Source organism: Colwellia aquaemaris (assembly GCF_057548755.1).
The window spans coordinates 273,330-287,930 of sequence record NZ_BAAJLV010000003.1; the positions used below are offsets into that span (position 1 = coordinate 273,330).

At 40.3% G+C, this 14,601-nt stretch carries 14 protein-coding genes; 7 read left to right on the forward strand and 7 right to left on the reverse strand.

Translation table 11 applies throughout. The annotated features are described in order from the left end of the window. Positions 1–8 precede the first annotated feature (8 nt). The 6 genes from hisA to hisG all read right to left on the reverse strand — a co-directional run bounded on the left by hisA (position 9) and on the right by hisG (position 5,871). Positions 9–746, reverse strand: a complete 738-nt coding sequence (gene hisA, locus AC27HL_RS10705) for a 1-(5-phosphoribosyl)-5-[(5-phosphoribosylamino)methylideneamino]imidazole-4-carboxamide isomerase (RefSeq protein WP_487080979.1) — start codon at positions 744–746, stop codon at positions 9–11. Between the two features lie 3 nt (positions 747–749). Beyond that, entirely contained in the window at positions 750–1,370 is a 621-nt protein-coding gene (gene hisH / locus AC27HL_RS10710; RefSeq protein WP_487080980.1) for an imidazole glycerol phosphate synthase subunit HisH, read from the reverse strand. Between the two features lies 1 nt (position 1,371). Further along, on the reverse strand, positions 1,372–2,442 hold the full coding sequence (gene hisB, locus AC27HL_RS10715) for a bifunctional histidinol-phosphatase/imidazoleglycerol-phosphate dehydratase HisB (RefSeq protein WP_487080981.1): 1,071 nt from the start codon (positions 2,440–2,442) through the stop codon (positions 1,372–1,374). Then, entirely contained in the window at positions 2,439–3,563 is a 1,125-nt protein-coding gene (hisC, locus tag AC27HL_RS10720; protein WP_487080982.1) for a histidinol-phosphate transaminase, read from the reverse strand. Before hisC ends, hisB begins: the two co-directional genes overlap by 4 nt. Continuing rightward, positions 3,564–4,889, reverse strand: coding sequence for a histidinol dehydrogenase (gene hisD / locus AC27HL_RS10725; RefSeq protein ID WP_487080983.1), 1,326 nt, complete (start codon positions 4,887–4,889; stop codon positions 3,564–3,566). 82 nt (positions 4,890–4,971) lie between these two features. After that, on the reverse strand, positions 4,972–5,871 hold the full coding sequence (hisG, locus tag AC27HL_RS10730) for an ATP phosphoribosyltransferase (protein ID WP_487080984.1): 900 nt from the start codon (positions 5,869–5,871) through the stop codon (positions 4,972–4,974). Positions 5,872–6,467: 596 nt separating this feature from the next. Here hisG and AC27HL_RS10735 point away from each other — a divergent pair. The 7 genes from AC27HL_RS10735 (at position 6,468) to fadD (ending at position 13,751) form a co-directional block, all read left to right on the forward strand. After that, positions 6,468–6,797 carry a hypothetical protein gene (locus tag AC27HL_RS10735; RefSeq protein WP_487080985.1) on the forward strand — a complete coding sequence of 110 codons (330 nt, stop codon included), beginning with the start codon at positions 6,468–6,470 and terminating at the stop codon, positions 6,795–6,797. A gap of 133 nt (positions 6,798–6,930) precedes the next feature. Next, positions 6,931–8,874 (forward strand): DNA repair helicase YoaA, encoded by a 1,944-nt coding sequence (yoaA, locus tag AC27HL_RS10740; RefSeq protein WP_487080986.1) that lies wholly within the window; start codon positions 6,931–6,933, stop codon positions 8,872–8,874. 135 nt (positions 8,875–9,009) lie between these two features. Continuing rightward, positions 9,010–9,699: a tRNA (adenosine(37)-N6)-threonylcarbamoyltransferase complex dimerization subunit type 1 TsaB gene (tsaB, locus tag AC27HL_RS10745; RefSeq protein ID WP_487080987.1), complete on the forward strand. Its 690-nt coding sequence runs from the start codon at positions 9,010–9,012 to the stop codon at positions 9,697–9,699. Between the two features lie 77 nt (positions 9,700–9,776). Further along, positions 9,777–10,151 carry a hypothetical protein gene (locus AC27HL_RS10750; protein ID WP_487080988.1) on the forward strand — a complete coding sequence of 125 codons (375 nt, stop codon included), beginning with the start codon at positions 9,777–9,779 and terminating at the stop codon, positions 10,149–10,151. Further along, complete coding sequence (locus AC27HL_RS10755; protein ID WP_487080989.1) at positions 10,144–10,833, forward strand: M50 family metallopeptidase; 690 nt, start codon at positions 10,144–10,146, stop codon at positions 10,831–10,833. Before AC27HL_RS10750 ends, AC27HL_RS10755 begins: the two co-directional genes overlap by 8 nt. Before the next feature lie 173 nt (positions 10,834–11,006). Further along, on the forward strand, positions 11,007–11,864 hold the full coding sequence (locus tag AC27HL_RS10760; RefSeq protein WP_487080990.1) for an alpha/beta fold hydrolase: 858 nt from the start codon (positions 11,007–11,009) through the stop codon (positions 11,862–11,864). A 231-nt stretch (positions 11,865–12,095) separates the two neighbouring features. Beyond that, positions 12,096–13,751: a long-chain-fatty-acid--CoA ligase FadD gene (gene fadD / locus AC27HL_RS10765; RefSeq protein ID WP_487080991.1), complete on the forward strand. Its 1,656-nt coding sequence runs from the start codon at positions 12,096–12,098 to the stop codon at positions 13,749–13,751. Between the two features lie 76 nt (positions 13,752–13,827). On the opposite strand, the gene AC27HL_RS10770 is transcribed toward fadD, so the two are convergent. Continuing rightward, the gene (locus AC27HL_RS10770) at positions 13,828–14,565 is read right to left on the reverse strand and encodes a YciK family oxidoreductase (RefSeq protein ID WP_487080992.1); all 738 of its coding nucleotides are present in this window, start codon (positions 14,563–14,565) and stop codon (positions 13,828–13,830) included. Positions 14,566–14,601 lie beyond the last annotated feature (36 nt).

Genomic DNA, 14,601 nt, shown 5'->3' on the forward strand with positions numbered 1-14,601 from the left:
AAAAAAAACTACGCGTTTGGCCAACATGCAATAGCCTCCTCAAGAGTAAATTTTCCTTCTAATAGTGAACGCCCTAAAATGACGCCATCAACACCGGTGGGGATCAGTGCTTTAATGTCGTCCAATGAACCAATGCCACCAGAAGCTTGCCATTTTATTTGCCGATATTGCTGACAAAGTTCGCTATACATTGCAACATTGCTACCGGTTAAGGTGCCATCTTTGCTGATGTCAGTGCACAGTACGTGAATTAAGCCGGCGGCAATATAATCATCTAATAATGACTCTAAATTTACACCGCTGTCTTTTATCCAGCCATGGGTTGGTAGGGTTTTATTGCCTGCGGCATCAATTTTCACATCAAGTGCTAATACAATACGTTCACCGCCAAATTCACTGAGCCAAGTACTTACTAAATTTGGCTCTTTAATGGCGAGTGAGCCAATAACCACACGGTCAGCACCTAAGTCGAGTAATTGCTGTACGTCTTCTTTACAACGTACTCCGCCGCCAACTTGAATGATCATACTGTCGTGATTAACTAAGGTTTTTAGTAGGCTTAATTGGCGTTTATCACTGTCTTTTGCACCGTCTAAGTCAACAAAGTGCATAACCGTAGCGCCAGCGCTAGCATAAGCATTTTGGCGATCTTTTGCTGTGTATTGATAGTTGGTTTTCTGTTGGTAATCACCTTGAAATAATCGTACGACTTCACCGTTGATTAAATCGATTGCTGGGATCATCATGGCTTACATCTCCAAGAAATTTTTAATAATTCTGCTGCCAAGCTCGCTTGAGCGTTCGGGATGAAATTGACAACCAATAAAATTGTCTTTGGCAATAGCAGCAGAAAATTCACTGCCATATTGACAGCGAGCAATGGTGTATTGAGATATAGGTGCAGCAAAACTATGCACAAAGTAGAAATAGTCGCCTGCTTTAATGCCCTTAAAAATGGCATGATTTTCAACACTTGTTAGGGTATTCCAGCCCATATGAGGCATACGCAAATTGTGTGCGTCTAGTGGGCGAATGTCTGTTGGAATTAAGCCTAAACATTGCACCGCCTCATGGCTATCAACGCCTTCAGCAGAGGTTTGCGCCATTAATTGCATGCCTAAGCAAAAACCTAATACCGGTTGCTTAAGTTGTTGTAGTGTCGTAACTAAACCTTTAGCGACAATATTTTCCATGGCATGACGCGCGCTGCCAACACCAGGTAAAATAACTTTATCTGCGGCTTTTATTTCCTCTATGTTATCGGAAATATTGATAGCAAAACCTAAGCGTTCAACGGCAAATTTTACCGAAGCAAGGTTAGCGCAGCCGGTATCAACAATCACAAAATTAGTCTGTTGCTTTGTTGTCATCTTACAAACACCCTTTCGAACTCGGTAAATCATCACCTGATATGGTAATGGCTTGGCGTAAGGCGCGGCCAAAAACTTTAAACAAGCTTTCTACTTGATGATGACAATTACCTTCGGTAGTAGAAAGGTGCAAGGTGATCGCCATCGCATCAGCCAATGAGCGGAAAAAATGCGACACCATCTGAGTCGACATTTGCCCCACATTATTGTCGGTAAATGTTGCATCAAACTCTAGCCAAGGCCGGCCTGATAAATCAATAGAACATTCCGCTCGGCATTCATCCATAGGCAGTACAAAGCCAAAACGACCAATGCCACGCTTGTCGCCAAGCGCCTGTTTTAATGCTTGTCCTAATGCTAATGCCGTGTCTTCCACGCTGTGGTGTTCGTCAATGTGGTAATCGCCATCAACATTTACATTCATGCTAAAGCCACCGTGAGTGGCGATTTGTTCAAGCATATGGTCGAAAAAACCTAAGCCAGTTTTGATATTAATATCGCCAACTTTATCTAAGTTTATTGTCACATTAATATCGGTTTCTTTGGTGGTGCGAACAACATTCGCTTGTCGAGACTGAGTGAGCAGTTGCTCAGCAATATCACTCCAATTTAATGATTGGCGATCATATTTAATGCCTTTTATACCCATATTCGCGGCAAGTTGAATATCTGTTTCACGGTCGCCGATAACATAAGAGTTGGCAAAATTAACTTTTCCTTGTTGCAGATAATCACTCACTAAACCTAATTTGGGTTTACGACAGCTGCAATTGTCAGCGTCAAAATGAGGGCAAAGCAGTACCTCATCAAAGCTAATACCTTGTGATGAAAACATCGCCATCATTTTATCGTGCGGTAAGTCGAAATCCGCTTGTGGGTAACTTGCGGTGCCTAAGCCGTCTTGATTTGACACCATCACCAAGCGAAAGCCTTTCTTTTGCAGGGCAATAAGCACAGGGATCACATTAGGCTCAAAAACTAATTTTTCTAGGCTATCAACTTGCTTATCAGTTACCGGCTCTTCAATCAGGGTGCCGTCTCGGTCGATAAATAAAATATTCTGCTGGCTCATACTAATTCTCTTTTATTTGCTGTTATGGCGTTCGTTATTACTTGTTTTAATTGTGATAATTCACTCTCGTTGCCGATACTTATTCGTAAGCAGTTTGCTAAACTTTGTTGTTTAGATTGGTCGCGAATTAAAATGTTGTGGGTAACAAGTTGGTCAAAAATAAAGTTTTTGCTGGCGTTATTTCCACAGCGAAATAAAACAAAATTGGCATCGCTGGCAAATACTTGCTGACACCAGCTTTGCTCTGCTAGCCAGCTCGTAAGTTCGCTGCGTAAGGTTTTTGTTTCTTGCACTCTTGCATTCATTTGCACTAAACCCGCCTCATCAAGCGCAGCACTGGCAATGTCTGCAACCGGCGCTGAAATCGGGTAAGGGGCAATAACCTTGCTCAACATGGAAATAATGTCTTGATTGGCTAACGTGAAGCCACAGCGTAAACCCGCTAAAGCAAACGCTTTTGATAAAGTGCGCAGTACCACTAATTGTGGGTAGTCTTTTAGCCAATCGACAACCGATTGTTCTGGGCTAAATTCAATATAGGCTTCATCGACCACAACAATGGCAGTATCGGAAAATAATGCTAGTGCGGCTTTAATTTCAGCTTGTGATAGTAAATTGCCAGTTGGGTTTCCGGGAGAACATAAAAACACTACTTTTGCTTGACCAACTTGAGCTTTTAACGCTTCAAGGTCAAGCGATAGCTCAGCCGTTAATGGTACTTTAATGGTATCAACGCCATGGTTTTCAGCACTGATGGCATACATGCCATAAGTGGGCGGACAAATTAATATTTTGTCTTGGTAGGCTTGGCAAAATGTTCTGATCAGTAATTCAATGCCTTCATCGGCACCGCGAGTCGCCAAGATATTATTTGCATTTATGTTATCCATGCTCGAGCCACAATAATCACGGTAAGCATTGATTAAGTTTTCCGGTTGAAAATCAGGGTAGCGATTAATATTATCGCTAATGACTTGATAGCGACCTGAGCCCGATGCTTCATTGGCATTTAACCAAATTTTACTGTCCATTTCGCCGTTACTTGAATGGAGTCGACGTGCCGACTGGTAAGGCACCATATCTAATAATTCTTTACGAGCAAGTTTGTTGGCAATGGTCATTTATGCTTCTCCCGTTTCATCAGCAGTTTGCTCTTCCAAGCGAATAGTTACCGCACGTTTGTGACCATCTAAGCCTTCAGCATCGGTAAGTTCACAAATACAATCGGCTAAATTACTCAAACCTTGGCGGGTAATTTCTTGCACGGTAAAGCGTCTTGAAAAGTCTGCTAATGACAAGCTGCTAACGACTTTAGAATAGCCATAAGTTGGTAGCACGTGGTTGGTGCCACTAGCATAATCACCAGCAGATTCCGGTGTATAAGCCCCGACAAAAATAGAGCCAGCATTGCGTAACTGTGTTAATAATGCTTGCGCGTTATCGGTTTGAATAATTAAGTGCTCTGGGCCATATTCATTCGATACTTCAACCGCTTGCGCTAAATCGTTAGTTAATATTAAACGGCTTTGTTTTAAGGCTTGCTTAGCGATATTTGCTCTTGAAAGCTCAGCTAATTGCGCGGTTAATGCTGACTGTACGTTAGTTATTAAGGTTTCACTGTCAGATAGCAGCATAACTTGGCTGTCAGGTCCGTGCTCTGCTTGTGACAATAAATCCGCGGCAACGTACCCAGCATTGGCATTTTTATCAGCGATAACTAGCACTTCCGATGGGCCAGCTGGCATATCAATAGCAAAGCCATTAACTTGTTGTGATAGTTGCTTTTTGGCTTCAGTAACATACTTATTACCTGGGCCAAATATTTTATTTACTGCTTTTATCGTTTGGGTACCATAAGCGAGTGCCCCACAAGCCTGTGCACCGCCAATATTATAAATTTCATCAATTTGACAAAGTGATGCCGCAACCAATATTTCATCGGCTAATTGACCATTTTTATCGGGTGGGCAAACTAGCACTTTTCGTGGGCATTTTGCCAATTGCGCCGGAACGCCTAACATCAGCACAGTTGATGGCAATGGTGCACTGCCTGCCGGAATATATAAACCAACACTGGCAATAGCTTCAGTTTTTAATGTACAGATCACCCCAGGTGTAGTTTCAACACGAACATCTTCAGTGCTTTGTGCTTGGTGAAAACGTTTTATATTTGCATAAGCACTTTCAATGGCGCTAAGTCGCTTGCTTGTTAAACGCGTTTTAGCCGCGTTAACCTGTGCTTGACTAACTTGTAGGCTTTCAAGTTTTACGCCGTCAAATTTCTCGGTTAAATCAAAGAGTGCGGCGTCACCATTTTTTCGTACATTGGTTAAAATATTTTCTACTTGTTGCGACAATAATGCACTTTCTGCAATGGCTGGGCGCGATAGTGCAAACTTGCGCTCAGCGTTGGATAAGTTCTGCCAATTGATTATTTCATTTTTCATATCATTCAACTTCTAATAATTTTCTTTAGTGGGTTATTGTTCAGTGCAAATGTTGTCGAGATAATTCGCACTGAATCTTTTCCTATCCCATCATTTTTTCAATTGGCATCACTAAAATAGAGTTACAACCTAAGGCATTAAGTTGCTCCATGGTTTCCCAAAAGAAGGTTTCAGTTGCAACAACATGCACGGCAACAATATCGTCTCGACCTGCTAATGGCAGTATGGTTGGTGTTTCTTTGCCCGGCATTAGCGCGCTAACTTGATTAATTTTTTCTTTCGGTGCGTGCAACATAATGTACTTACTTTCTTTGGCTTTCATTACTCCTTGAATACGTGGCAATAAGGTATCGAGAATGGCTTGTTTTTCCGGCGCCAAAGCATCAGCGGTTTGAATAAGTGAGGCTTTTGAGCGAAAAATTTCCTCAACTTCAACAAGACCATTGGCTTCTAGTGTTGCACCAGTAGAGACTAAGTCACATATGCCATCTGATAGGCCAACCCGAGGCGCCACTTCAACTGAGCCTTTTAGTAAGCAAAACTCAACATTTATGCCATTGGCTTTTGCGTAGCGGTTTAGTAACTGTGGGTAAGTGGTGGCAAATCTCAGGCCGTTGAGACTTTGCACTCCTTGATAGTCAAAGCCTTCTGGCATAGCGATGGATAATCGACAGCCACCAAAGTTTAAGCCTGAGGTGCGAATGTATAGTGATTTTTGCCCCATTAATTCGCGCTCCAACGCTGTTTCTTCTAAGGTGTTGTCGCCGACAATGCCTAAATCACATACGCCGTCCATCACCAAACCTGGAATATCACTGCTGCGTACTCGCATAATATCGATAGGCATATTAGTGACGTGGGCGAGTAAGCGGCGATCTGATACATTGAGTTTTAAGCCGCAGCGTTTTAATAAGGCTTGGGTGTCTTCACTTAAGCGACCTGATTTTTGCATTGCGATGCGTAAACGTGGTTCTGTTGTCATGTTCTTTCCTAGTAAATTTTAAATTCTGTCTTCATTTAGTCGCTTTTTATGTTGTTAAAATTGCTCAAAAAATATCATGTATATACAATTTCAAGGCCATAAAAATGCGAAAACCCCCGAGAGAGGTGAACTCTTTCGGGGGTTTAGAAATTAATTTTTATTTATCTTACACCGCTGAAAGGTTCATAGCCCCTCAGCGAATAAACCTGAGCAGCTAATCCGTATGATGGTGATGAAGATGGATGGCAATCAGGTTTAATATCATTTGTTGTCTACTCTATTAGTATTTCATTAATTTGCTGTAAGTTTAAAATGGCTTTGCTTAATGTATGTTAAACAAAAGCTCATAGATAAATTAAAGTAGATACTTTAATTTATGTTTTTACATTACGTTGATTTTATCACGAGAGCAAGTGTTTAATTTTGCATCGATATTATATTTTGAACTAAGTTAGTTTGCTTTCGATCTAAGAACTAGTATGCGGGATTATTAAAGCTTTCTTTTTGATTGTCGATAAAAGAAGCAAGACTATGCAATAATCTCAATGCATATTTTAAACTTACTCAATAGAGCGTTCTTAATAACGGGGGCAGGCATGGATATATTTACTACGGCATTAACACGTGTTGTTCCCGTGCCGATTAAACGTGCAAATTTAAAAGTGAAAGCGTTAGCTAAGGAAGCTGCCGCATCGGGAGTTTCAGATGATGTTCAAGGGTTAGAAGATCATGAGTATTATTATAAAAAACCGTCATACAGTGAAAGTGAGCAAGAGCAAGCGGTAGAGGCAAAACCTGATAGCATCATTGAACCTTCTCCTGTGCCTTCTGATAATACTGGTCAGAATATAGATATCTTTGATGATAATGATGTTGAGAGTAAAACCAGCAAAGATGACAAACCCCATTTAGATATTTTTGTTTAACATTTTTTAGCGAATTAATCGTTTTATCTCGCTAACTTTCCAAGCAGTTAAGCTTTATATTTCGATAAATATCAACTCGCATCTTAAAGCGGCTTGGGTATAATGAGCGCAAATTCCTTTATACCTTTTCTTAATGAGTGCTGTAGAACACGCGTTTTCACATCAAGGAGCCTTAGCTAAAGCGATTAATGGCTTTTCTCCTCGTCAAGCTCAACTTGATATGGCACTCGAAGTGGCTAAGGCTATCGAACAAAAAAGTTCGTTAGTGGTGGAGGCCGGAACAGGTACAGGCAAAACTTTTGCCTATTTAATTCCTGCATTGTTGGCGAATAAAGCCGATGCTGAACGTGATCAAGGGCAGAAAAAAATTATTGTCTCTACAGGGACAAAAAACCTACAAGAACAACTATTTCATAAAGACCTACCGCTAATTCGCAAAGCACTGGCCAGTAACGCACAAGTCGCGTTATTAAAGGGGCGGGCTAATTATCTTTGTCTATATCGCTTAGAACAATATCAGCAATCGCGAGGCCAGCTCGACGCACAAACTTTGGCAGATTTTGTTAAAGTTCGGGCCTGGGCTAATGGCACGCAAAGTGGTGATATTGGTGAAGTGGTTAATGTAACTGAAGGCTCGCCGGTTTTTCCGTTTGTGACCAGTACGGTTGATAATTGTTTGGCAAAAGATTGCCCAAATATTGATGATTGTTACTTAATCAAAGCTCGTGAAAAAGCCATTGATGCCGATTTAGTGGTGGTTAACCATCACTTGTTTTTTGCCGATATGGCTTTAAAAGATACCGGGTTTGGAGAGTTGATCCCAAAGGCTGACGTGATGATATTTGATGAAGCCCATCAAATTGCTGATATTGCCAGTGAATATTTTGGTGAAGCGTTTTCAACACGGCAATTACTCGACTTATGTACGGATGTTTTGCAGGTTTATCGCAGTGAATTAACTGATGTCAAACAGCTGGGTAGAGCAGCAGAGAAGCTATTGAAAACCAGTCAAGAATTTCGCTTATTATTTAACTATGATCCCGAGCGAGGAAACTGGCGAGAAAAACATCAGCAACAACGATTTTCACACGCCTTTGCCTTACTTAAAACTGATTTAGACTTTCTTTATCAAGTTATTAAGCTCTGCGTTTCTCGTAATGAAGCGATAGATAATTGTTTTGATCGTGCGGTTAACTTATTAACTCAGTATGAAATAATGGCCGATGTTGATGCCATGGGCATGAGTTTTTGGTACGAAACCACTCCTCGTCATGTAGTGTTGCATAAAACGCCATTATCGGTTGCCGATAAATTTGGCAACTATGTTAAAGAGTCGGGAGCGGGTTGGATTTTTACCTCAGCAACCTTGGCAGTTGATGGTGAATTTAAACATTTTTCACGTCACTTAGGCATAGAGAATTCTGCAAGTTTGTTATTGGATAGCCCGTTCGATTATGGCAAACAATCTCAACTGATAATCCCGCGTTATTTACCGGCTGCTAATGATAGAAATAGAGCGAAAGCGTTAAGTGAGTTAGCAAAACCATTAATTGCAGCCAGTGCGGGGGCATGTTTTATGCTGTTTACCAGCTACCGAGTGATGCATCAAGTGGCTGAATTATTGGCTGAAGAAATTGAAAACCCCTTGTTAGTACAAGGGCAAATGGGCAAACGCAAGTTACTGGAAGAGTTTGTTGAGCAGCGAGATGCGGTATTGCTTGCCACGGCAAGTTTTTGGGAAGGTGTTGATGTGCGTGGTGATAAACTTACCTGTGTCATTATCGACAAATTACCTTTTGCTTCGCCTGATGACCCGTTATTACAGGCACGCAGCGAAGACGTTAAGCGCCAAGGCAAAGACCCATTTGCGCAAATTCAATTACCGCAAGCCGTTATCGCGTTAAAACAGGGCGTTGGTCGGCTAATTCGTGATGTTAGTGACAATGGTGTACTGGTTATATGTGATGATAGGTTGGTTAATCGTCCTTATGGTGAAGTATTTTTGAAAAGCTTACCGGAAATGAAACGTAGCCGAGATATTGGTCAAGCTGCTGATTTTTTATCAAAACTAAGTTAATGCTGATATACCAAGATATTATTTATTAATTAGCATAATAATTAACACTTAATGTAAAGACTGCTCAAACATCAGTAAAAATAGTGATAAACTCGCCCGCAAGAAATAATACAAACTTTAAAAGGTTTTTTTGACGTGAATTTTTTGGCCATCGACGCCTCAACTGAAGCATGTTCAGTTGCGATAACATTTAATGATAAGCAGTTCAGTGAATATGAGCTCTGTCCTCAGTCCCACAGCTTACGTTTATTACCTATGGTTGACAGTGCATTAAAGCAAGCCAACTGCAAGTTAGCTGAGCTTGATGGTATTATTTTTGGACAAGGGCCGGGCAGCTTTACCGGTGTACGTATAGGCATTGGCGTAACACAAGGTTTAGCTTTTTCAGCACAACTACCAGCTCGTGGCGTTTCAACATTACAAGCCATGGCACAACAAGCGTATATCGATAAAGGCGAACGTCGCGTTATTGCGGCAATAGATGCCCGTATGTCGGAAGTTTATACTTGCTATTTTGAAGTCGATGACCAAGGCATAATGCAAGGTAGAACTGAAGAAACTGTTTTAAAACCTGAGTTAGTCGCACAATATTATAGTGAATTATCGACACCTGCCTATGGTGTTGGTACGGGCTGGGATGCGTATACAGAGTTAGCTGAATTGAAGTCAAACACGGGCTCACCTGAAATATTATTTCCAACGGCAAAGGCGATGTTAGCTATAGGCAAAGTTGACTTTGCTCAGTATAGTGTTGACGCAGAGCATGCTCAGCCTAAATATGTTCGCGATACTGTGTCATGGAAAAAACTTCCGGGCCGTGAATAACTATTTTGTTCTACGCTATTAAGTGAACATTAATAAATCTATTTTCAGTTTGAGTAAAATTTGTTAGATTAGCGGTTATGCAAGTAAATAATTCGTCAAATATAGCAAACAGCGCCAACTTAGCTGTTCGCGAAACTAATCGAGTATCAGCGCAAGAACAAGGTGTGCGCGCAGTTACGCGTGAAGAAAATCAAGCGCAGCGCTCTCAAACTGAAGCGAATGCGCAGCAACGTTTTGATGTTGACGAGCAAGCGATTGCCTTAATCGAGCGAGAGCAATTACAGCCTTTTAATAACCGCGAGCAACAATCTCAAAATACTAGCAGCAATAATAGTGGTTACGATGCGCCTTCGAATCAAAATCAATCGGCGGTAGCTGCCTACCAAAGGGTTGATTCAATTGCTCAGCGCGACAATATCCAACAAGTTTTCGGCGTCGATTTGTTTGCCTGATTTACCAAAAAATCATTTATCTGCAGCAATAAAGTTGAGTTTTCAAGCAAAATATCAATTTTGGTTGTTATTTGCCTTTGCACTTATCATCTTACAAATTCCCATTGTTTCAATTCCTTTTAAGTGGTTAGAAAGTTATTTTCATGAAATTAGTCATGGTTTAGCGGCGGTAATTACCGGTGGTACGATCGTACAAATACAGTTGTTTCCTAATGGGGCAGGTTTATGTACGACTCGTGGCGGTTCATCAATACTAATCAGCTTAATGGGATATGGTGGCGCAATTTTGTGGGGAGGATTATTATTTTCCTTGGCATCAATGCATAGAAATATCGCTCGAATTTTCTCGGTAATTTTACTTTGCTTGCTTAGTGCTAGCGTTGTTTTATGGGTTCGAGATTTATTAACCTTGTTGATTATTTTGGTGCTTATTGCTCTCGTCGCTGCGCAATTAAAGTATTCATCACATGAAATTTTGCAGAAACTATTGCAAGTTACTGGCTTGTTAGTGTTAATAAATAGCTTGATGAGCCCTTTATATCTGCTCGACGGACAAGCCCGAGGCGACGGTGCTGCTTTGGCGGATATTACCTTAATACCGGAAGTTGTCTGGGTTATTATTTGGTTTGTATCTGCACTTTTTATGACCTATCGACTGAGTAAAGTAAAATTCGCTCGTTAGTCGATAATAGAAGCTACTGCTCTTTGGACTTATTCAAACGCGCATTACTCAGTGTTGTTCATTTTTGTACATAGAATAACCTTGCAACAATTCTAATGCCTTGTTAAAAACAGGCTGAATTTGAACACAATTTATAATCTAAAGGTCAACAACTTTAAGATAAGGTCAATATATTGCTCTTAAATGATATTAAAGAAATTGAATTTACTCTCGGCCAGCAAAAAATTGCTGCTTTAACCAATAACAATAATGGTGCGCCAATACTATTGTGTTTACATGGTTGGTTAGATAATGCCGCAAGTTTTTTGCCTTTATTGCCATATCTTGGAGATTATCATGTAATTGCTATTGATTGGCCCGGACATGGCATGTCAAGCCACCGTAGTGCTGATGCTCATTATCACTTTATTGATTGGGTTTATGATTTAGTTCAACTATTTGACAAACAGCAGTGGTCAAATATAGATATTGTTGCCCATTCGATGGGCGGTATGGTGGCTTCAGCTTTTGCTGCGGCATTTCCAGAGCATGTGAAAACCCTTACTTTAATTGACTCTATTGGTTTTTTAACCTTAACAAGTGAAAAAACAACTGGGCAGCTGCGTCAAGGCATGCTCAGTCGATTATCACGCGGTGATAGCAAAAATCGTTTTCATCCAACACTTTCATCAGCTGTAACGGCCAGAACTATGGTTTCTGATTTAAACAAACAGTGTGCTGAATTAATTGTTAAGCGTGGTATCGTGCAAGTAGAACACGGGATTAAATGGCGTTCAGATGGCCGTTTAAGAGCTGTTTCACCATACCGTTTGACTATTGAACAAGCACAGCAATTAATTAGTGATGTTACAGTGCCTTCGCAACTGTTATATGGTGATAAAGGAATGGAAATGGTAAATTTAGGTCTAAAAACTTTTGCTGGTTTATTTGACTCGCTACTAACACATGAATTAGTTGGCGGCCATCATGTTCATATGGAGCAACCGAAAAAAACGGCACAATTAATTACAGATTTTACTAAGGCGCATTGATCATTGGCCTTGATTAAATCACTCTTAGCTTGAGAAAAATGTATATTGCAAAGTGCAACAGTCCCTTAATAACAAAAAGATAATAGTTACTTTTAGCTAGCTAAACTATACTGAATTCAATAATTCTGCAGTAAATTTAAACAAGTGTTTAAATTTACTGGATCGACCAGTGAAAATTTGATAAAACGTATCACTAAAATTAAAAATAAGAAATAAAAGAGGAAAGGCACTGTGGAAAAAATTTGGCTTGAAAAGAGTTATCCTCCCGGCGTTCCATATGAAATTGACCCAGATAAATATGCATCAATCGTTGATATGTTTCATAAGTACACTGAAAAGTATGCCGATAGAACTGCTTTTATCAATATGGGCGCGGAGATAAATTATCGTGAACTTGCTCAACAAGCCACTGCCTTTGCTGCATATTTACAAAATGATTTAGGGCTAGTTAAAGGTGATAAATTCGCTATTATGGTGCCGAATTGTTTGCAATATCCTATCGCGTTGTTTGGTGCCTTGTTGGCAGGTTTAACGGTTGTTAATGTCAATCCTTTATATACTGCCCGTGAACTAGAGCACCAATTAAAAGATTCGAATACTAAAGCGATTCTCATTATTCAAAACTTTGCCAGTATTTTAGAAAAAGTTATTGATAAAACGCCAGTTGAGAAGGTTATTTTAACCTCCCTTGGTGATCGTTTAGGTAAGGTAAAAGGCGCTATTGTTAACGGTGTGGTTAAATACGTTAAGAAAATGGTACCAGCTTTTACGCTTGCTAACGCAGAAAGCTTTAACAAAGCATTAGCCAAAGGCTATAAGTTGTCATTTAAAGCGGTTGAGCTTAAAGGTGATGATCTTGCATTTTTGCAATACACTGGCGGTACAACCGGTGTATCAAAGGGCGCCATGCTAACGCATCGCAATATGGTGTCAAATTTAGAGCAAGCTAAAGCTGCCATTAAGCCGCAATTAGAAGATGGTGCTGAACTAGTTGTGACGGCGTTACCGCTTTATCATATTTTTGCCTTAACCGCGAATTGCTTAACTTTTATCACTCTTGGCGGCACTAACTTATTGATCACTAACCCAAGAGATATGCCAGGTTTTGTAAAAGAATTAGCTAAGTATCCGTTTACGGCTATTACTGGTGTTAATACCTTATTTAATGGCTTATTGAACACTCCGGGTTTTAGCGAGCTTAGTTTTGCTAACTTAAAGTTATCGCTTGGTGGTGGTATGGCGGTGCAACGTCCTGTTGCTGAAAAGTGGGAAAGTGTTACCAAAACACGTTTACTTGAAGGCTATGGTTTAACGGAATGTGCGCCGTTAGTAACACTTTGTCCTTATAACCAAACACATTATAGTGGCAGTATCGGTTTGCCAGCATCATCAACAGATATTCGTATTGTTCGTGAAGATGGCAGTGAAGCCGATGTTGGTGAAGCAGGTGAAATGTGGGTGAAAGGGCCGCAAGTTATGAAGGGCTATTATAATCGTCAAGAAGCAACCGATGAGATATTAAAAGATGGTTGGTTGGCAACGGGCGATGTAGCTTGTATGGACGAAAATGGCTTTTTCAAGATTGTAGATCGCAAAAAGGATATGATTATAGTATCTGGCTTTAACGTTTTTCCAAATGAAATTGAAGAAGTTGTCGCTAGTAATGATGGCGTATTAGAAGCTGCGGCAATAGGTATTCCACACGATGTTTGTGGCGAGGTGGTGAAAATATTTGTTGTTCGTAAAGAGCCAAGCTTAACTGAGGAACAGCTTATTAAGCATTGTCGTGAAAACCTGACAAATTACAAAGTGCCAAAAATTGTTGAGTTTCGTGACGAACTGCCAAAAACCAATGTTGGTAAAATATTACGTCGAGAATTGCGTTAATTTTATTGTTATTTATGCTACGAAAAAGGCCAACATTTGTTGGCCTTTTTTATTAGATAGGAATGACTTAATACAATTACTGAGCGTTTAGTCGTTGTCCGTTCACCGCTTTACTATCATCTGCCATTAAGTAAACATAAAGTGGCATAATGTCTTTTGCTGTTGCAATGCTGTCTTTATCTTCTGCTGGGTAGGCGCTATTGCGCATATTGGTATTTGTCGCACCAGGGTTGATAGCATTAGTTCTTAATGATGTATTTTCATATTCATCGGCAATAACTTGCATCATACCTTCTGTGGCGAATTTAGAGACACTGTAAGCACCCCAATACGCTCGACCTTTATTGCCAACGCCAGAGGATGTAAAAATTAATGACGAATTTTCAGCTTTTAATAATGCCGGTAATAACGCCTGCGCCAATAAAAATTGCGCATTAACATTAACCTGCATAACGTCATTCCAAATTTGTTGGTGAATTTGGTTAAAAGGGGTTAACTCACCTAGCATAGAAGCATTGAGCAAGGCGCCATCTAGTTTACCAAATTGACCTTCAATGGTAGCCGTTAAATCAATATAGTTTTGCTTAGTTGCGCCTTTCATATCAAGCGGTACAATTGCTGGCTCTGGGTGTCCATTTGCCATAATTTCATCATAAACAGCTTCGAGTTTAGCTACGGTTTTTCCTAACAAAATGACAGTTGCACCTAATTCTGCATAGGTTAGTGCTGCTTGGCGACCTATGCCTGCGCCAGCGCCGGTAATAAGAATGGTTTTATTCGCTAAAATTTGTGGGGTAATCGAGTAGTCAAACATCTAAATTAATTGCTGATAGAATTTGATCATAATTCT

Coding starts and splice junctions, on each gene's coding strand:
- hisA (WP_487080979.1), bottom strand. CDS start 746: ATGATGATCCCAGCAATCGATTTAATCAACGGTGAAGTCGTACGATTA.
- hisH (WP_487080980.1), bottom strand. CDS start 1,370: ATGACAACAAAGCAACAGACTAATTTTGTGATTGTTGATACCGGCTGC.
- hisB (WP_487080981.1), bottom strand. CDS start 2,442: ATGAGCCAGCAGAATATTTTATTTATCGACCGAGACGGCACCCTGATT.
- hisC (WP_487080982.1), bottom strand. CDS start 3,563: ATGACCATTGCCAACAAACTTGCTCGTAAAGAATTATTAGATATGGTG.
- hisD (WP_487080983.1), bottom strand. CDS start 4,889: ATGAAAAATGAAATAATCAATTGGCAGAACTTATCCAACGCTGAGCGC.
- hisG (WP_487080984.1), bottom strand. CDS start 5,871: ATGACAACAGAACCACGTTTACGCATCGCAATGCAAAAATCAGGTCGC.
- AC27HL_RS10735 (WP_487080985.1), top strand. CDS start 6,468: ATGGATATATTTACTACGGCATTAACACGTGTTGTTCCCGTGCCGATT.
- yoaA (WP_487080986.1), top strand. CDS start 6,931: ATGAGTGCTGTAGAACACGCGTTTTCACATCAAGGAGCCTTAGCTAAA.
- AC27HL_RS10750 (WP_487080988.1), top strand. CDS start 9,777: ATGCAAGTAAATAATTCGTCAAATATAGCAAACAGCGCCAACTTAGCT.
- AC27HL_RS10770 (WP_487080992.1), bottom strand. CDS start 14,565: ATGTTTGACTACTCGATTACCCCACAAATTTTAGCGAATAAAACCATT.